Genomic DNA, 17777 nt, shown 5'->3' with positions numbered 1-17777 from the left:
AGGAAGGGGAGCCAGGCGATGAGGCATGCGGTGGGTGTCGCGGCGGCGGTCGTGGCGGCGCTGGCCCTGGTGGCGGCCGGTTGCACGGGCGGCGGCGAGGAGAAGCCGAAGAGCGACTTCAAGGAGGCCGACGGCAGGGCCGCGGCGCAGCGGTGGGTGTCGGAGGAGTTCACGCCGAGCACCCTGTCCAAGGACCGGCAACTGGCGGAGATGGACTGGTTCATCAAGGCGGCGGCGCCCTACCGGGGCATGCAGATCAACGTGGTGTCCGAGACGATCACCACGCACGAGTACGAGTCGCAGAAGCTGGCCAGGGCGTTCACCGAGATCACCGGGATCAGGGTCAAGCACGACCTGATCCAGGAGGGCGACGTCATCGAGAAGCTCCAGACGCAGATCCAGGGCGACCAGAACATCTACGACGCCTACGTCAACGACTCCGACCTCATCGGCACCCACTCGCGCGGCACGTACGTGTTCCCGCTGTCGGACTACATGGCCGGAGAGGGCAGGAACGTCACCTCCCCCACCCTCGACCTGAACGACTTCATCGGCATCAGCTTCACCACCGGCCCCGACAAGAAGATCTACCAGCTCCCCGACCAGCAGTTCGCGAACCTCTACTGGTTCCGCTACGACTGGTTCACCGACCCGGCGATCAAGAAGCAGTTCAAGGACGCCTACGGCTACGACCTGGGCGTGCCGGTCAACTGGGCGGCCTACGAGGACATCGCCGACTTCTTCAGCAACAAGGTCAACGGCAACGGGACCGTCGACGGCCGGAAGGTCTACGGCCACATGGACTACGGCCGCAAGGACCCCTCGCTGGGCTGGCGCTTCACCGACGCCTGGCTGTCCATGGCGGGCAACGGCGACCCCGGCATCCCCAACGGCCTGCCGGTGGACGACTGGGGCATCCGGGTGGAGAACTGCCGTCCGGTGGGCTCGTCGGTCACCCGCGGCGGCGACACCAACGGCCCGGCCTCGGTGTACGCGCTCACCAAGTACGTGGACTGGCTGAAGAAGTACGCGCCCCGCGAGGCCGCCGGCATGAACTTCAGCGAGGCGGGCCCGGTCCCGGCGCAGGGCAACATCGCCCAGCAGATCTTCTGGTACACCACGTTCACGGCCGACATGACCAAGAAGGGCCTGCCGGTCGTCAACGACGACGGCACCCCCAAGTGGCGCATCGCCCCCAGCCCGCACGGCGTCTACTGGAAGGACGGCAACAAGCTCGGCTACCAGGACGCGGGCTCGTGGACGCTGCTCAACAACACCCCGAAGGACCGCAGGGCCGCGGCCTGGCTCTACGCCCAGTTCGTCACGTCCAAGACGGTGTCGCTGAAGAAGTCGATCACCGGGCTGACGTTCATCCGCGACTCCGACATCAAGAGCGACTACTTCAAGGACAACGCCGCCAAGTACGGCGGCCTGATCGAGTTCTACAACTCCCCCGCCCGCAAGCAGTGGACCCCGACCGGCACGAACGTGCCCGACTACCCCAAGCTGGCCCAGCTCTGGTGGCAGAACGTGGCCACCGCCGTCACCGGCGAGACCACCCCGCAGCAGTCGATGGACAACCTGGCCAGGCAGCAGGACGAGATCCTGGCCCGGCTGGAACGCCTGTCGCGCGAACGCCAGGGCTACGGCGGCCAGTGCGCGCCCAAGCTGAACCCCGAGCGTCCGGCCCAGTACTGGTTCGACCAGCCGGGCGCGCCCGCGCCGAAGCTGGCCGACGAGCGCGGCGAGCCGGCCACGCTCGACTACGACAAGCTCATCGCCCGGTGGAAGGCGGGCGGCTGACCAGCTCCCGCGCCAGCCAGTCGAAGGCGCGCTCCTGCATGGGCACGTCGAAGCAGTGCGGGGACGGCGCGAACACGGCCTCGTAGCGGCCGGGGGCGTCGCGGTAGCGCGCGCCGATGCGGGCGTGCGCGCGGCGCATCCCGGCCTGCGGGAACAGGTCGTCGCGCAGGGCGTACTGGACCATGAGGGGGGCGGGGGCGCGGGCGGCCACCAGGTCGGGCCAGTCGCCCAGCCGCGACAGGCCCGGCGGGTAGAACATCCAGGTGTGCCGCTCGACGTGGCCGCCGGCCAGCAGGTCCGGGTAGGTCGAGACCATCGCGGCGACCACGACCGCCCGCACCCGCGGGTCGAAGGCGCCGAGCAGCGCGGCCCGCAGCCCGCCGCCCGACACGCCGGCGCAGCCGACCTCGCCGACGTCCGGCCGGGAGCGCAGGTACGCCGCGGCGGCCAGGTCCTCGCCCGCCACCACCCCGGCGAACGAGGTGCCGAGCAGGGCGCAGTGCTTGGCCACGACGTGCTCGTGCCGGGCCGCGGCGCGGTCGTACCGGTCAGGCAGGCCGCCCTCCCCCTCCGGGACGTCGAGCGCGAAGCGGCGGCTGCCCCAGGTCAGCACGTCGTGGGCGAGCACGGCGAAGCCGCGGCGGGCCAGCTCGCCGGCGAACGCGCGGCCGCCGTAGAGGTCCCGCCGCAGCCGCCGCACCTCGGGCGACGGCCCTTCCGGGCCGTCGGTGATCTTCTCCTTGCCCGCCCACTTCATGCCCGCGTGGCAGTGCAGCGCCACCACGCCGGGCAGCGGGCCGGGCAGCGGTCCGTCGTGGTCACGCGGTCTCAGCAGGTACGCCCGGGTCCGCGGCCCGAACCCGACCGTCCACGACAGTTCCTCGCCGTGCAGGTCGCCGTCGGTCCACGTGCGCTCGACCCGCACGTCCGCGGCGGTCAGGGCGGGCACCCCGATCGCCTGCCGGGCCGCCGCCCGCAACTGCGGCCCCGGCAGGGACGGGAACAGCTCCCACTGCCCGCCGACGACCTCGGCCAGCTCCCCGAACACCGCCGGGGCGGATCCGTCAGGCAAGGCGGGTGCCGGTGTCCGCCAGGCGCACGGGGGCGCCCGAGGCGGCCGACAGGTTGGCCGCGACGCCGGTCAGGACGCTGCGGATGCCGTCCAGGTAGTCCGCCTGCCGGGCCAGCGGGTCGCCGGTCGGGCCGCGGAACACGTCGTCCAGCAGCAGCCGGTCGCCGCCGCCGTGGCCGCCCGCGCCCGCCTCGATCGGCACCTCGCGCGGCTCGGCCCAGTGGGGGCGCAGCGTGAGCCGCTCCCACGCACCGGCGGCGTGCTCCTTGGACGCGGCGCTCGGGTCGATCGCCGCGTGCGGCGGCGTCCAGGCCCGCTCGACCACCTCCAGCTCCAGCCGTCCGGCCGTGCCGTTGAAGGCCACCCGGTAGCCCTCGAAGGGCGCGTGGGCGTTCAGCGAGTACGTCAGCAGCGCCCCGCTGTCGTACCGGACCAGCACCGCCATGTTGTCGTCGATGGTCACGCCGTCGCCGAAGACGTCCTGGTCCCGGACGTAGCCGTCCTCGTGCTCGGCGTCCAGGTAGAGGCGCTTGAGCCGGGGATCGGCGGCGATGTCCAGGATGAACGGGTCGCTGCCGAGGCCGGGCGCGCCCCGGCCGCGTCCGGGACGGTCGGCCAGCCCCCGCGACCGCGCATTGGCCGAGCCGTAGAAGCGCAGCGAGGTCTGCGCGAAGACGGTTTCCGGCGCCGCCCCGAGCCACCAGTTGACCAGGTCGAAGTGGTGGGTGGACTTGTGCACGAGCAGGCCGCCGGAGCTGGCCCGGTCGCGGTGCCAGCGGCGGAAGTAGTCCGCGCCGTGGATGGTGTCGAGCGTCCACTCGAAGTGCGCGGACGTCACCTCGCCGATCGCGCCGTCCATGAGCAGGCGGCGCACGGCCGAGTTGCGCGGCGAGTACCGGTAGTTGAAGGTGACGATCAGCCTGCCGGTGCTGCGCCGGGCCGACTCGGCGATGGCCGCGCAGCTCCCGGCGTCCACGGTGAGCGGTTTCTCCACGATGACGTCGCGGCCCGCGTCCAGGGCCGCGCACACGTAGCGGGCGTGCGCGGCGTCCACGGTCGCGACCACGACCGCGTCGGCGAGTTCGAGCACCTTGCCGAACTCGGCGGGGGCGAAGCACGGCACCTCGTGGCCGATCCGCTCGGCGTAGTAGTCCATGCGGGTCCGGTTGGTGTCGCACAGGGCGACGACGGTGCCGGTGTCGCGCCACTCGCCGAGCAGCGCGTCGACGTACAGCTGCGCGCGGTGCCCGAGCCCGACGAACGCGTACCTCATGGTCGTCCTCTCAGCCGCCGAGGGCGGCGTTGGCCTCGGTCAGGAACTTCTGGGCGGCGACGTCGGGGGCCATCCGGCCGAAGATGACCTCCTCGGTGTACCGCTTGAGCATGTCCTCCAGGGCGCTGGCGCCCTTGGGCGGCGCGGTGGGCGGGTCGGCCAGCTCGCCCTTGATGGAGTCGACGAACTGCAGCGTCTTCTGGTCCGCGGGCGGCAGCTTGTCCTTGACCGCGGCCAGGACCTTCGAGCTGGCGGGCAGGCCGCGGTCGCTGAGGATGATCCCGCCGACCTCGGCGTCGTTGATCATGAAGTCGATGAACTTGGCGGCCTCGGCGGCGTGCTCGCTCTTGGCGGAGGCGGTGTAGAACATCGCCGGCTGGAGGAACATGCCGCCGGTGGTGGCGCCCTCCGCCTTGGGCAGGCGCAGCAGGCTCATCTCCTTGCCCGACGCCTTGGCGACCGCGCCGAGCTGGTTGCTCCACCACATGCCGGACGCGCCGGTGTTGGTGGCCAGCAGCGACTGGTCCACGCTGGTCGCGCCGACCTCGGCGGTCTTGGCGGCGTCGGGGCTGCCCTTGGCCTTGATCGTGTCCAGCATGACCTGCCACCAGGCCACGATCGTCTCCGGCGTGACGGCGATCTTGTTGCCCTCGTAGAAGGGCTCGCCGCGCTGTGCGGCGAAGATCTGCAGGAAGGCGGGGTTCCAGTTGAGCTGGGTGCCGTAGACCGTGCCGCCGCCCTTGGCGGTGATCTTCGAGCTGAGGTCGACGTAGTCCTTCCACGTCCACTTCGTGTCGTCGGGCACCTTCTGCCCGGCCGACTCCACCAGGGCCGGGTTGAGCACGACCGAGAAGACGTTCGCGCCGGTGGGGACGGCGAACTGCTTGCCGTCGATGCCGCCGGTGCCGAGCAGCTTGGGGTCGATGTCGGCGGTCTGGACCTTGCCGGTCAGGTCGGCCAGCGTGCCGCGGTCGGCGTACTCGCGAAGGCCGCGGATCTCCAGGGTGATGACGTCCGGGGCGTCGCTCGCGGCCACCTTCGTGGACAGCGTCTCGTAGTAGTTGGCGAAGTCGGAGAACTCGCCCTCGACGTCGATGCCCGGGTTCTTGGCCTCGAACTTCTTGATGGCCTCCTCGGTCATCTTCTGCCGCGCGTCGCTGCCCCAGTAGGAGAAGCGCAGCTTGACCTTCCCGCCGTCGTCGCCGCCGCTGCCGCAGGCCGCGGTGACCGCCAGCACGGCGGTGGCGAGCAGGGCCGCCGACCACGTCTTCTTGCCAGAGCTCACGGCTCTACCTCCTGTGGGATTCGTCTGTGTCGGGGGGTGGGGGAACTACTTCAGTCCCGTGGTGGCCACACCACGGATCAGGTACTTCTGGCCGGCCAGGAAGAAGCCGAAGATGGGCCCGAGCGCGACGATCGACATGGCGAACATCGGGCCCCACGACGAGTCGCTGCTGGCGTCGAGGAAGGTGCGCAGCGCCACCGGAGCGGTGAAGTTGTCCGGGTTGTTGAGGTAGAGGAGCTGGCTGAGGAAGTCGTTCCACGTCCAGATGAACGTGAAGATCGCCGTCGTGGCCAGCGCCGGGGTGCAGAGCGGGATGATCACCCTGAGGAACGTGCGCCAGTAGCCGGCGCCGTCGATCTCGGCGGCCTCGTCCAGCTCCCTGGGGAGCGAGCGGATGAACTGCACCATCAGGAACACGAAGAACGCGTCCGTGGCCAGCACCTTCGGCATGACCAGCGGCCAGATCGTGTTGATCAGCCCGAGCTTGGAGAACATGACGTACTGCGGCACGATCAGCACGTGGTGCGGCAGCATGATCGTGCCCAGCATGAGGGTGAACCACAGCTTCTTGAGCGGGAAGTTCAGCCGGGCGAAGGCGTAGGCGGCCAGCGAGCAGGCCACCAGGTTCGCCACCACCGACAGCACGGTGATCACCGCGGAGTTCCACAGGTAGTAGCCGAAGGGGTGCTTCAGCGCGGTCCAGCCCTCGGTGTAGTTCTCCAGCGTGACCTCGCTCGGCCACAGGCCGGGCTGCCGGAAGATCAGCTCCTCGGGCTTGAGCGAGCTGGAGATCATCCACAGCAGTGGATAGAGCATGACCAGGCCGAACCCGATCAGCAGCACGTGCTTGACCACCCGGCCGCCCCTGAACGGGCGGAACAGGACCGGCAGCGGCCTACTTGGTGTCGCCATAGAAGACCCAATACTTGGACGCGAGGAAGTTCACCCCGGTGAGGCCGGCGATGATGAGCAGCAGGACCCACGCCATGGCGGCCGCGTAGCCCATGTCGAAGCTCTTGAAGCCCTTGAGGTAGAGGTAGAGCGTGTTGAACATCGTGGAGTCGGCCGGCCCGCCCGAGCCGCCGCTCACGATGAACGACTGCGTGAACGACTGGAACGACTTGATGATCTCCAGCACCAGGTTGAAGAAGATGATCGGCGTCAGCAGCGGCAGCGTGATCGACCGGAACTGGCGGAAGACGCCGGCGCCGTCCACCGCGGCGGCCTCGTAGTAGCTGGCGGGGATCTGCCGCAGCCCGGCCAGGAAGATGATCATCGGGGCGCCGAACGTCCAGACGTGCAGGATGATCAGCGTGCCGAGGGCGGTGTCGGGGTCGCTGACCCAGCCGGGGCCCTGGATCCCGAAGACCGCCAGCACGGCGTTGACCAGGCCCTCGGCCCCGAAGACCTTGCGCCACAGGATCGCGATCGCCACGCTGCCGCCCAGCAGCGAGGGCAGGTAGAAGATCGACCGGTAGAGCGACAGGCCGCGCAGCCCGCGGTCGAGCACCAGGGCCAGCGCGAGCGCGAAGGCCAGTTGCAGCGGCACGGAGACGACCACGTAGATCGTCGTCACCTTCAGCGAGTTCAGGTAACGGGGATCCTCGGTGAACATCTTGACGTAGTTGTCGAACCCGACCCACGTGGCCTCCTCCAGGAGGTTGTAGTCGGTGAACGACAGGTAGAGCGAGGCGACGATGGGACCGATCGTGATGACGAGCAGACCGGCGAACCAGGGCGCCAGGAACAGGTAGGCGGCCCGCGCCTCGCGGCGGGAACGTCTGGACGCGCGACGGTCTCCCCGCTCGGGCGGGGTCGCGGCGTCCGGGAGTCTCACCGCCACCGAGTCAGCCATGACGGAACTCATTCGTCATCACGGACCTTCCGGCGAGATGTGAATGGATAGCGCTTTCCTATAGCTGCCGGGAAAGTTCCGTCAACCCTTTGCAGGCGTTACATCGCCGTTATCGATATATCGACATCGTGTTTTCCCTGGTGACAAGCGCTTACCACGTAGAGGTAGGACGAATATTGCTGCGATTTAGTACAACCGTTTGCAGGTCATCTGGGCGGCGCCGTCGACTCTCGCACCACCAGCCGGGTCTCCAGCGAGGTCGTGGCGCTCACCTCCTGGATGAGCAGGTCGACCGCCAGCCGCCCGGCCGCCGCGGTGGGCATCGCGACCGTGGTGAGCTTGGGACGGTTCAGCCGCCCCGGCACGATGTCGTCGATGCCCACCACGCTGACGTCCTCCGGCACGCTCAGCCCGAGCTCGCCCAGCCCCTCGACCAGGCCGATCGCCATGAGGTCGTTGTAGGCGAGCACCCCGGTCACCCCGGCCTCGCGCACCGCGGAGGCGGCGGCCAGGCCACCCTGCTCGGTGGGCGCGTTCGGCCCGAGGACGACCAGCTCGACGCCCGGCACCCGCTCGGCGGCCGTCCGGATCTCGCCGCTCGTCCAGGAGCCCGGCGGGCCGGACAGCAGCGCCACGCGGCGGTGCCCGAGCCCGGCCAGGTGCTCGACCGCCAGCCGCGCGCCGTGCCCGACGTCCATCAGCACCGTGGCCGCGCCGCGCAGCCGCCGGTTGACCACCACGAGCGGCACCCGCTCGGCCAGCCGCTCCAGCGTCCTGTTCGACGAGCGCGGGCTGCACAGCACCACGCCGTCCACCTGCTTGGAGAACGCCTGGATCAGCTCCTCCTCGGCGGCCGGCTCCTCGTCGGTGTCGGCCACGAACAGGTGGTAGTCGCGCTGCCGGGCCGCGGCGTGCGCCGCCTTGATCAGCGGCGGGAAGAACGGGTTGGCAATGTCGGCCACGATCAGGCCCAGGTTGTGGGTGCGCCCGGTCGTGAGCGCCCTGGCCGCCCTGTTGGGCCGGTACCCCAGCTCCTCGGCCACCGTCAGCACTCTGGTCCGGGTCGCGGCGTTCACCATGTGCGGCGCGGAGAACGTCCGCGACACGGTCGATACGTGCACACCGGAAGCGCGGGCCACATCACGAATCGTCACTGTCACAGCCACCCACCCTAACGCAACCGCTTGCAGGCACCGTGGCGACGATGAAAGCGCTTGCCGACCGACTGGCCGCAGACCGCTCACATGTTTGCCCAGCTAGACGCCATGGTCGAAAATCGGCTCTTGACGCCTCGCCCTGCCTGGACCATAGGTTTGGTGCAACTGTTTGCAGTCCTGAAGGAGTCCCCACGGTGAGCAGAGTGCTCGTCACCGGCAGCGCCGGACGCCTCGGCCGCAGCGTCGTCACCACGCTCGCCGCCGCCGGGCACGAGGTGATCGGCGTGGACCAGGCCCCCGGCACGCCGGTCGAGGCCGCCGCGACGTCACCGGCCGACCTCACCGACACCGGCCAGGCGTACGAGGTCGTCGCCCGCTTCCGGCCGGAGTCGGTGATCCATCTGGCGGCCATCGCGACGCCGTTCAGCCGGCCGGAGTCAGTGATCTTCCAGGTGAACACCCGGCTCGCGTTCAACGTCTGCGCGGCCTCGGTGGAGCTGGGCGTGTCCGGCGTGGTGGTGGCCAGCAGCCCCACGGTGATCGGGTACGGCGCGCCCGGCGGCTGGCGGCCGTCGTACCTGCCGATCGACGAGGAGCACCCGGCGCTGCCCTGGAACGCCTACAACCTGTCCAAACTGGTGGCCGAGCAGACCATGCGGACGTTCGCGCGGGCGGGCCGGACGAGGATGGCGGCCGTCCGGCCGTGCTTCGTCATCCCGCCCGAGGAGTGGGCGGGCGCGCCCACGCAATCGGGGCACACCGTCAGGGAGCGGCTCGACCAGCCGGAGATCGGCGGCGTCTCGCTGTTCAACTACCTCGACGCGCGCGACGCGGGCGAGCTGTTCGCCGTGCTGGTCGCGGCGCTGCCCGAGCTGCCGGGCGGCGAGGTCTTCTTCGCCGGCGCGGCCGACGCCCTGGCCAGGGAGCCGCTGGCCGACCTGCTCCCGCAGGCCGTGCCGGGCACCGAGGAGCTGGCGGCGGCCCTCACCGGCACCGCTCCCGCCTTCTCCACGGACAAGGCCCGCCGCCTGCTCGGCTGGAAGCCCAAGCGAAGCTGGCGAACCGAACTCAAGGAATCCGAATGAATCTCAGCGGTGTGCTGTTCTTCCCCGTCACCCCCTTCGACGCCGGCGGCGCGCTCGCCGAGCAGGTGCTGGCCGAGCACATCCGGCGCGGCATGGCGCACGGCCCCGGCGGCGTGTTCGTGGCCTGCGGCACCGGCGAGTTCTCCGCGCTGTCGGAGGCGGAGCACGCGCGGGCCGTCCGGGTGGCGGCCGAGGTGGTGGGCGGGCGGGTGCCGGTGTTCGCCGGGGCGGGCGGCCCGATCGGCGCGGCGCTGAACCAGGCCCGGGCGGCCCGCGCAGCCGGTGCCGACGGCCTGCTGCTCATGCCTCCGTACCTGACGCAGGGTCCGGCGAGCGGCTTCGCCGCGTACGTGGCCGCCGTCGCCGCCGAGCTGCCGGTGATCGTCTACCAGCGCGGCCCGGTCGTGCTCGCCCCGGACGTGGTGGTCGAGCTGGCCGGCGTGCCCGGCGTGATCGGGCTCAAGGACGGGCTAGGCGACATCGACCGGATGCAGCGGACCGTCCTCGCGGTCCGCGAGAAGCACCCGGACTTCCTGTTCTTCAACGGCCTGCCGACCGCCGAGCTGACCATGCCCGCCTACCGCGGCATCGGCGTCGACCTGTACTCCAGCGCGGTCTTCGCCTTCGCCCCCGAGATCGCCGTGGCGTACCTGAACGGCGACGAGCGGCTGCTGACCGAGTTCTACGCGCCGCTGGTCCGCCTGCGCGACAAGGCGCCCGGCTACCCGGTGGCCCTGGTCAAGGCCGGCGTACGGCTGCGCGGCCTCGACGTCGGCCCGGTGCGCCCGCCGCTGGTCGACGTGGCCGAGGACCACCTGGCCGAGCTCGACGCGCTGATCAGGTCCGGGCTCGCCCTGGCGGCCTCGTGATCACCGGCCTGCGCACCGAGCTGCGGACGGTCCCGCTGCCCCGCCCGTGGGGCCCGGACGTGCCGGTCAACCACGTGATCGTCTGCCACGTGACGCTGGCGGACGGCCGCACCGGCACCGGGTTCTCCTGGACGCCGCAGATCGGCGCGCACGCCGTGCACGCCCTGCTGGAGCACGACCTGCGCGAGGCGCTGATCGGCCTGCCCGCCCATCCCGAGCTGGTCTGGGACCGGTTGTGGCGGCACCTGCGCGAGGCCGGCCCCGGCGGGATCACCACGGTCGCGCTGGCCGGGATCGACCTGGCGCTGTGGGACCTGCGCTGCGGCGCGAGCGGCCTGGCCGACGTGCTGGGCCGGCGCCGGGAGCAGGTCCCGGCCTACGGCAGCGGCGTCAACCTGCACTACTCCCTGGAGGAGCTGACCGATCAGGCGCGGCGCTGGGTGGCCGCCGGGTACCGGGGCGTCAAGATCAAGGTCGGCCGTCCCGACCTGGCCGACGACGTGGCCCGGGTGGCGGCGGTTCGCGAGGTGATCGGGCCCGACCGGCTGCTGATGATCGACGCGAACCAGCGGTGGGACCTGCACCGGGCCCGGCGCGCCCTGTCCGCGCTGCGCGAGTTCGACCTCCACTGGATCGAGGAGCCGCTGCCGGCCGACGACGTGGCCGCGCACGTCGAGCTGCGCCGCTCGACCGACGTGCCGGTCGCGGTGGGCGAGAACGTCTACACCGTCTACGGCTTCCGCGACCTGCTCGCCGCGGGGGCCTGCGACGTCGTCCAGCCGAACGTGGTGCGCGTCGGCGGCGTCACGCCGTTCCTGCGGATCGCGGAGCTGGCCAGGGCGTTCGACGTGCCGGTCCATCCGCACCTGCTGGGCGAGGTGTCCGGGCAGCTCGCCCTGGCGCTGCCGCTACCGCCGCTGGCCGAGGACGTCGAGGACGCCTCGTTCGCCCGCCTGGGGCTGCTGGCCGAGCCGTACCCGGTGCGGATCGAGGACGGCGTGCTGCGCGTGGGCGGCCACGCGGGACTGGGGTTGCGATGGGCGTGAGCACGGACCCCGTGAAGGTCGTCCTGGCCGGGGCGACCGGGCACGGGCGGCATCACCTGGACGACCTGCGCAGGCTCGCGGCCACCGGGCTGGTCGAGCCGGCCGGGATCTGCGACGTGCGGCCGGTGCAGCTCGACGTGGAGTTCGGTGGCGGCCCCCTGCCGCAGTCGGCGGACCTGGGCGAACTCGTCGCCGCCACCGGCGCGGAGATCACGATCGTCTGCACGCCGATCCACACGCACGCCGACCTCGCGGTCACGGCGTTGCGCGCCGGGTCCCACGTGCTGCTGGAGAAGCCGCCCGCGGCCAGCCCCGAGGCGCACGCGCGGATCGCCGCGGCGGTGGCCGAGACCGGGTTGGCCTGCCAGGTCGGCTTCCAGAGCCTCGGCTCGCGGGCCGTCCCCGCGCTGCGGGAGCTGATGGCGAGCGGCGCGCTCGGCCGCGTCCGCGGCATCGGCGGCGCGGGCGCGTGGGAGCGGCCCGCGTCGTACTTCACCCGCTCGTCCTGGGCCGGACGGCGCAGGCTGCACGGCGCGGACGTGGTGGACGGCGCGCTCACCAACCCCTTCGCGCACGCCGTCGCGACCGCGCTGGCCCTGGTGGACGGCCCGGTCGAGGCGGTCGAGACCGAGCTGTACCACGCCCATCCGATCGAGGCCGACGACACCTCCTGCCTGCGCGTCCGGATCGCGGGCGGGCCGGTGATCACGATCGCGGTGTCGCTGTGCGCGACCGGTCGCAGCGAGCCGTACCTGGTGGTGCACGGGGAGGCGGGACGGGCGAGGCTCACGTACACGCTGGACGAGCTGCGGGTCGAGCGGGCCGACGGCTCGGTGGAGACCACCGTGCACGAGCGCGACGGGCTGCTGGAGAACCTCGTCGCGCACATCCGCACGGGGGCCGAGCTGCTCGTCCCGCTCTCCCGCACCGAGACGTTCACCCAGGTCCTGGACGCGGTGCGACTCGCCCCCGAGCCGCTGCCCATCGCCGAACGGCACCAGGTCGTGGAGCGCGACGGCGGCGGCGCGGTCACCCACCGGTACCTGCCCGGCATCGCCGAGCTGACCGCGCGCAGCGCCGCGGAGCTGGCGCTCTACTCCGAGCTCGGCGCGCCCTGGACGGAGGTCGAGCTGCGGGTGGCGGGCGCGCCGGTCGCGGCCTACGAGTGGCGGCCCGACCTGCCCGTCACCGACTCGCCGCGGCCGTACCTGCATCCGGTGCGCACGCTGGGCGGCGTCACCGTCACCGAGGTGCGGCCCGACGACCACGTGCACCACCTCGGCGCCGGGGTCGCGATCGCCGACCTGGGCGGCGCGAACTTCTGGGGCGGCCGCACCTACCTCAAGGGCCGGGGACCGGCCTGGCTGGACGACCACGGCAGGCAACGGCACGTCGCGTTCACCCGGCTGGCCGACGACGGCTTCACCGAGGAGCTGGAGTGGATCGGCCCCGGCGACCGGCTGATCGCCCGCGAGCGGCGCACGGTCACCGCCCGTCCGGTCGGCGACGCGTGGGCGCTCGATCTCGCGTTCACGCTGACCAACCTCACCGGCTCGCCGCTGGAGGTCAACAGCTCGGCCACCAAGGGCCGGCCCGGCGCGGGCTACGGCGGGTTCTTCTGGCGCGCGCCCGGCGCCTCGACCGGCCGGGTGACCTTCCCCGGGGACGAGGAGGTCGTGCACGGCAGCCGGGGCCGCTGGGTGGCCATGGCCGGGACCGGCCCGGACGGGCGGGACTGGACGCTGGTGTTCGTGCAGGCCGGCGACGATCCCTGGTTCGTGCGGGTGGCGGAGTATCCCGGGGTCGGGCAGGCGCTCGCGTGGGACCGTCCGCTCGTCGTCGAGGACACGCTGACCAGGCGGGTCGTCACGGTCGTGGCCGACGGGCGGCTCGACGGGCCGGCGGTCTCGGCGCTGGCCGCCGCCGTGGAGGCGACGATCGTGGAGACGGCGATCGTGGAGACGGCGATCGTGGAGACGGCGATCGTGGAGACGGCGATCAGGGAGCGCGCGTGACACCCGCTCTTCGGTAAGCCCTCATTCCCGGTTTCCCGGCGGTTCGGCGGGCCGCGGCTAGGGTGCGGAGTCTGTGAACGCACCCGTCATCGCCCGGCCCGCCACCGCCAGGGACCCGTTCTTCGACAACGCGAAGTACCTGGCCATCGTGCTGGTCGTGTGCGGTCACCTGATCGAGGACCAGCGCGACGCGCCGCTCGCCCACGCCCTGTACTTCTACGTGTACGTCTTCCACATGCCGCTGTTCATCGTGCTTAGCGGCTATTTGTCCCGAAATTTCATGTTTTCGGGGGGCAAGGCGCGCAAACTCCTCTCCACCCTCGCCGTCCCCTACCTGATCTTCGAGCTGGCCTACTCGCTCCCCCGCCCGATCCTGTACGGCGAGTTCGAGCTGAGCCTGCTCGACCCGTACTACCTCACCTGGTTCCTGCTCTCGCTGTTCCTGTGGCGGCTGTCCACGCCGGTGTGGCAGCAGCTCAAGTGGCCGCTCGCGGTCGCGGTCGCGCTGTCCCTGCTGACCGGGCTCGACCGGTTGCCCGGCGAGCTGGCCATGAACCGCACGTTCGCGCTGCTGCCGTTCTACGTGCTCGGCCTGATGGCGCGGCCCGAGCACTTCGCCCTGCTGCGGCGGCCCTCCGTGCGGCTGGCCGGGTTCTGCGTGCTGGGGCTGGGGCTCGCGGTCGCGCTGCTGGTGCACGAGCGGGTGCCGACGGAGTGGATCAGGTGGCGGCACTCCAACGCGGCCATCGGCGTGGACGACCTCACCGGCACCGCGATCAGGCTGGGGCTGCTGGCGGCGGGGGCGGTGCTGGTGGCCGCTTTCCTGGCGGTCACCCCGGCCCGGCGCACCTGGTTCAGCGGGCTGGGCTCGGCCACCATGTACGCGTACCTGCTGCACGGGTTCGTGGTGAAGGGCGCCGAGCGGCTCGGGCTGGGGCTGCCGCTGTCACTCCTGCTGGGCGTCCTGACCGCCACCCTGCTGTGCACGCCCTGGGTGCGCCGGCTGTTCCGATGGGCCGTCGAGCCCCGCATGACCTGGGCCTTCACCCCGCTCCGCCGTCCCGCCTGACTCGTGCCTGAGCAGCCGCAGCGCGCCCCTGGACAACGCGACCAGGATGTCGGCGCACTCGTCCAGGTCGGGGTAGCGGCCTTCGAGGTGGCCCATGGCCAGGGCGTTGGTGGCCGCGTTGACGCCCTCGGCGATCATCTCCAGGCGGCGCCGGTCCCGTTCGTCGCCGGCCGTGTAGCCGAGCGCGGCCAGGTCGGCCGCGTGGTGCTCGCGGTAGGCCGCGGCCGTACGGGCGGCGAAGTCGCGCAGCGAGGAGGACGGGTCGTGCCGCGCGCGCAGCTGGATGCGCAGCAGCTCGGGGTGGCGGCAGATCGCCTCCAGCGGGATGCGGAAGGTGTCGCGGTGGCGTTCGAGGTCGCCGGGCGCCTCGCGGGCCCTGCGCCGGGCCTCCCGCATCGCGCCGCGCAGCCGGTCGCCGCCCTCCTCGGCGAGCACCAGCAGCAGCTCCTGCATGTCCTTGAAGTGCACGTAGAAGCTGGACTGCGCGATGCCGGCGGCCTTGGCGACCTTGCCGGTCGTCAGGCCGGTCTCGCCCTCCTCGTCGAGGATGGTCAGGGCGGCCTCGATCAGCCTGCGCCGGGTCAGGTCCTTCGCCTCGCTCCTGCTGAGCGGTGTGCTGGTCACGATCGCCTCACGGGACTTGTGTCTGATTTCACCGATAGTACTATCGGTGAAATTGCCGAAGGAGAGTCATGGCCATCGATTTCACTCTCGCCCCCGAGCACGAGGAGATCCGCAAGCGGGTCAGGTCCTTCGTCCAGGAGACCGTGATCCCCGCGATGTCCGGCGTGGAGGAGGGCGACCGGGACGCCTACCTCCGCACGATCTTCGAGCTCCGCCGCCGGGCCAAGGCCGAGGGCCTGTGGCTGCCGCACATGCCGAAGGAGTGGGGCGGCATGGGCCTCGGCCACGTCGAGCTGGCCATGGTGCAGTCGGAGGCGGCCAAGACCCGCATCGGCCCGTGGGTGCTCAACTGCCAGGCCCCCGACGAGGGCAACATGCACACACTCCTCCACTGGGCGGACGACGAGCAGAAGGAGAAGTACCTGCGGCCGCTGCTGGACGGCGTCCAGATGTCATGCTTCGCGATGACCGAGCCCGAGGTCGCCGGGTCCGACCCCACCCTGATCCGCACCGAGGCGGTCAAGGACGGCGACGAGTGGGTGATCAACGGCCACAAGTGGTTCATCTCCAACGCCCGCCGGGCGAGCTTCGCCATCCTCATCGCGCGCACCGAGCAGGACGTGCCCGAGGGCTCGCGCGGCGCGAACACGGCCTTCCTGGTGGACCTGCCCAACCCCGGCTGGAAGGACGTGCGCGAGGTCGAGACGATGCACGGCTCGACCGGCCACAGCGAGATCGTGATCGAGGACCTGCGGGTGCCCGACAGCGCGATCCTCGGCGGCCGGGGCAACGGCCACCGGCTGGGCCAGTACCGGCTGGGCCCGGCGCGGCTCGCCCACTGCATGCGGTGGATCTCGCAGGCCGAGACGGCGCTGGACATGATGGTGGACCGGGCGCTCAACCGCTACAGCCACGGCTCGCTGCTGGCCGAGAAGCAGGGCGTGCAGTGGCTGATCGCCGACTCGGCCATGGAGCTCTACCAGTGCAAGCTCATGGTGCTGCACGCCGCTTCGAAGATCGACCGGGGCGAGGATTTCCGTACGGAGGTGTCGATGGCCAAGCATTTCGTGGCGAACAGCCTCAACCGCATCGTCGATCGGGCGATCCAGGTGCACGGCGCGCTCGGCTACTCCACCGACACGCCGCTGGCGAGCATGTTCCAGCACGCCCGCTGGGCCCGCTTCGCCGACGGCGCCGACGAGATCCACCAGATGCGCATCGCCGAGCGCACGATCGCGGCCTACCAGGCGACCGGTTCGACGAGCGCGGCGACCGGCGGCCTGCCGCTATAGCGCAAGATATCCCCGCATGACGGGCTGCCAGCGGTTGGCCGGGACGCCCCGGAGCGCGGCCACCGCCAGGCAGTACTTGCTGACGCTGACCGGCCGCACCCCCAGCCCGCGCAGCACCCGGTCCACCAGCGCCCGCCCGTCGGCCGACTTCGACTCCAGCAGCACCCGGTCGCGTCGGGCGGGCACCCGCCGGCCGCCGTCGTGGCAGAGCAGGCCGGTGTCGCAGGTCAGCCGGGCCTGCCCGGTCCGGTCGACGAGCGTGACCCGCCGGTAGTCGGTGGACAGCACGGGCCCGAGCGCGTCGGGCACGACGACGCTCAGCTCGCTGCTCAGCGTGTCGCCGACGAACTCCATGGCCTCGCTGGTCAGCTCGCCGGCCGCCGCTGCGTCGTACGGGATGCGGTGTTTGTCGGTGTTGCCGCGGGTGCCGTTCAGCTTCAGCTCCAGCCATCGCCCGCCCCCGTCCAGGTACGTACGGGTGCGCAGCTTGAAGCGGCGCCGCCGGTCCTGCCGGTGCTGGCGGAAGGTCAGCAGGTCGGGCGTGTCGAAGTAGGTCGAGGTGTAGCGGAACTGGCGCAACGCCCCGATCCGCAGCACCGAGAGCCGGTCGCCCAGCTCGGCCACCAGCTCGGCCATGGCCGGGACGCTGACCACGTACTTGCGGTCCACCCGGCTCATCAGCTCCGGCACGTCGTCCAGCCCGACCGGCGGCAGCCCCGCCGCGACGCCCGCCATCAGCGCGCCCGCGTCCCTCATCGGGCCACCTCGGCGATCTGGAAGCGCACGTCCACCACGGTCACGTCGCGCACGTAGTCCACCTGGGTGACGACGCAGTGCAGGACGCGGCCCCGCAACCGGCTCTCCAGGTCGGCCCTGAGCAGCTCGGGGTCGGCGTGCACGACGTCCAGCGTCACGACCTGCTGCCTGGTGCGGCCCAGCAGGCGAGAGTGGTCGGCGACGTGCACGACGGCCAGCAGCACGCCGTCCAGGAGCAGCGCGGTCAGCGGGAGCTGGGAGGCGATGCCGTTCACCAGCCCGAGGACGATCGCCACGAAGTAGTAGGCGATCTCCTGCTGGGTGATCTCGCTGGACCGCAGCCGGATGATCGACAACACCCCGAACAGCCCGAACCCGACCGCCAGGTCCACCCGCTGGACCAGCAGCAGGGAGACCACCGCGAAGATGCCCACGTTCAGCGCCACGTAGGCGAACAGCAGGTCGCGCCGGTGATGTCGCCGGTAGTACAGGCCGTAGGCGAGGACGGTGATCGCCGCCAGGTCCATCGCCAGTCCGGCCGTCACGGTGTCTTGCCCCTCGTTCTCATGTCCACCA

General features: G+C 71.4%; 15 protein-coding genes and 1 pseudogene. 7 read left to right on the top strand and 9 right to left on the bottom strand.

Annotation, left to right across the window (positions count from 1 at the left end):
- Positions 1-18 precede the first annotated feature (18 nt).
- Positions 19-1803, top strand: coding sequence for an ABC transporter substrate-binding protein (locus ACWEJ6_RS04550; RefSeq protein WP_397169875.1), 1785 nt, complete (start codon positions 19-21; stop codon positions 1801-1803).
- Here ACWEJ6_RS04550 and ACWEJ6_RS04545 read toward each other — a convergent pair.
- The 6 genes from ACWEJ6_RS04545 to ACWEJ6_RS04520 all read right to left on the bottom strand — a co-directional run bounded on the left by ACWEJ6_RS04545 (position 1775) and on the right by ACWEJ6_RS04520 (position 8448).
- On the bottom strand, positions 1775-2875 hold the full coding sequence (locus ACWEJ6_RS04545; RefSeq protein ID WP_452421210.1) for a dienelactone hydrolase family protein: 1101 nt from the start codon (positions 2873-2875) through the stop codon (positions 1775-1777). The genes ACWEJ6_RS04550 and ACWEJ6_RS04545 overlap by 29 nt on opposite strands.
- Positions 2868-4148, bottom strand: a complete 1281-nt coding sequence (locus tag ACWEJ6_RS04540; RefSeq protein WP_452421208.1) for a Gfo/Idh/MocA family protein — start codon at positions 4146-4148, stop codon at positions 2868-2870. Before ACWEJ6_RS04540 ends, ACWEJ6_RS04545 begins: the two co-directional genes overlap by 8 nt.
- 10 nt (positions 4149-4158) lie before the next feature.
- Complete coding sequence (locus ACWEJ6_RS04535; RefSeq protein ID WP_452421206.1) at positions 4159-5433, bottom strand: ABC transporter substrate-binding protein; 1275 nt, start codon at positions 5431-5433, stop codon at positions 4159-4161.
- Positions 5434-5478: 45 nt separating this feature from the next.
- Entirely contained in the window at positions 5479-6345 is an 867-nt protein-coding gene (locus ACWEJ6_RS04530) for a carbohydrate ABC transporter permease (RefSeq protein ID WP_452421204.1), read from the bottom strand.
- Positions 6329-7288, bottom strand: a complete 960-nt coding sequence (locus tag ACWEJ6_RS04525) for a carbohydrate ABC transporter permease (RefSeq protein WP_452421202.1) — start codon at positions 7286-7288, stop codon at positions 6329-6331. The genes ACWEJ6_RS04530 and ACWEJ6_RS04525 overlap by 17 nt, the downstream gene beginning before the upstream one ends.
- Before the next feature lie 206 nt (positions 7289-7494).
- The gene (locus ACWEJ6_RS04520) at positions 7495-8448 is read right to left on the bottom strand and encodes a LacI family DNA-binding transcriptional regulator (protein WP_452421200.1); all 954 of its coding nucleotides are present in this window, start codon (positions 8446-8448) and stop codon (positions 7495-7497) included.
- Between the two features lie 191 nt (positions 8449-8639).
- On the opposite strand from ACWEJ6_RS04520, the gene ACWEJ6_RS04515 reads away from it, so the two are divergent.
- The 5 genes from ACWEJ6_RS04515 (at position 8640) to ACWEJ6_RS04495 (ending at position 14529) form a co-directional block, all read left to right on the top strand.
- Positions 8640-9530, top strand: coding sequence for an NAD-dependent epimerase/dehydratase family protein (locus ACWEJ6_RS04515; protein WP_452421198.1), 891 nt, complete (start codon positions 8640-8642; stop codon positions 9528-9530).
- Positions 9527-10399 (top strand): 5-dehydro-4-deoxyglucarate dehydratase, encoded by an 873-nt coding sequence (locus ACWEJ6_RS04510; protein ID WP_452421196.1) that lies wholly within the window; start codon positions 9527-9529, stop codon positions 10397-10399. Before ACWEJ6_RS04515 ends, ACWEJ6_RS04510 begins: the two co-directional genes overlap by 4 nt.
- Positions 10396-11445, top strand: a complete 1050-nt coding sequence (locus ACWEJ6_RS04505) for a mandelate racemase/muconate lactonizing enzyme family protein (RefSeq protein WP_452421195.1) — start codon at positions 10396-10398, stop codon at positions 11443-11445. The genes ACWEJ6_RS04510 and ACWEJ6_RS04505 overlap by 4 nt, the downstream gene beginning before the upstream one ends.
- Positions 11436-13460, top strand: a complete 2025-nt coding sequence (locus ACWEJ6_RS04500; protein ID WP_452421193.1) for a DUF6807 family protein — start codon at positions 11436-11438, stop codon at positions 13458-13460. Before ACWEJ6_RS04505 ends, ACWEJ6_RS04500 begins: the two co-directional genes overlap by 10 nt.
- Before the next feature lie 73 nt (positions 13461-13533).
- Complete coding sequence (locus ACWEJ6_RS04495) at positions 13534-14529, top strand: acyltransferase family protein (RefSeq protein ID WP_452421191.1); 996 nt, start codon at positions 13534-13536, stop codon at positions 14527-14529.
- A gap of 447 nt (positions 14530-14976) precedes the next feature.
- Here the strand turns inward: ACWEJ6_RS04495 and ACWEJ6_RS04490 are convergent.
- A pseudogene (locus ACWEJ6_RS04490) lies at positions 14977-15153 on the bottom strand (TetR family transcriptional regulator); the annotation flags it as partial.
- Positions 15154-15221: 68 nt separating this feature from the next.
- Between ACWEJ6_RS04490 and ACWEJ6_RS04485 the strand changes: the two are divergent.
- Positions 15222-16445, top strand: a complete 1224-nt coding sequence (locus ACWEJ6_RS04485; RefSeq protein ID WP_397162364.1) for an acyl-CoA dehydrogenase family protein — start codon at positions 15222-15224, stop codon at positions 16443-16445.
- Here ACWEJ6_RS04485 and ACWEJ6_RS04480 read toward each other — a convergent pair.
- Both ACWEJ6_RS04480 and ACWEJ6_RS04475 read right to left on the bottom strand, forming a co-directional pair.
- Positions 16440-17201, bottom strand: coding sequence for a polyphosphate polymerase domain-containing protein (locus tag ACWEJ6_RS04480; RefSeq protein WP_358283193.1), 762 nt, complete (start codon positions 17199-17201; stop codon positions 16440-16442). The two genes, ACWEJ6_RS04485 and ACWEJ6_RS04480, sit on opposite strands and share 6 nt — an antisense overlap.
- Complete coding sequence (locus ACWEJ6_RS04475; RefSeq protein WP_452421309.1) at positions 17198-17728, bottom strand: DUF4956 domain-containing protein; 531 nt, start codon at positions 17726-17728, stop codon at positions 17198-17200. Before ACWEJ6_RS04475 ends, ACWEJ6_RS04480 begins: the two co-directional genes overlap by 4 nt.
- Positions 17729-17777: the final 49 nt, after the last annotated feature.

Source organism: Nonomuraea sp. NPDC004702, from assembly GCF_053601695.1.
This window is presented reverse-complemented; position numbering and strand designations above follow the sequence as displayed.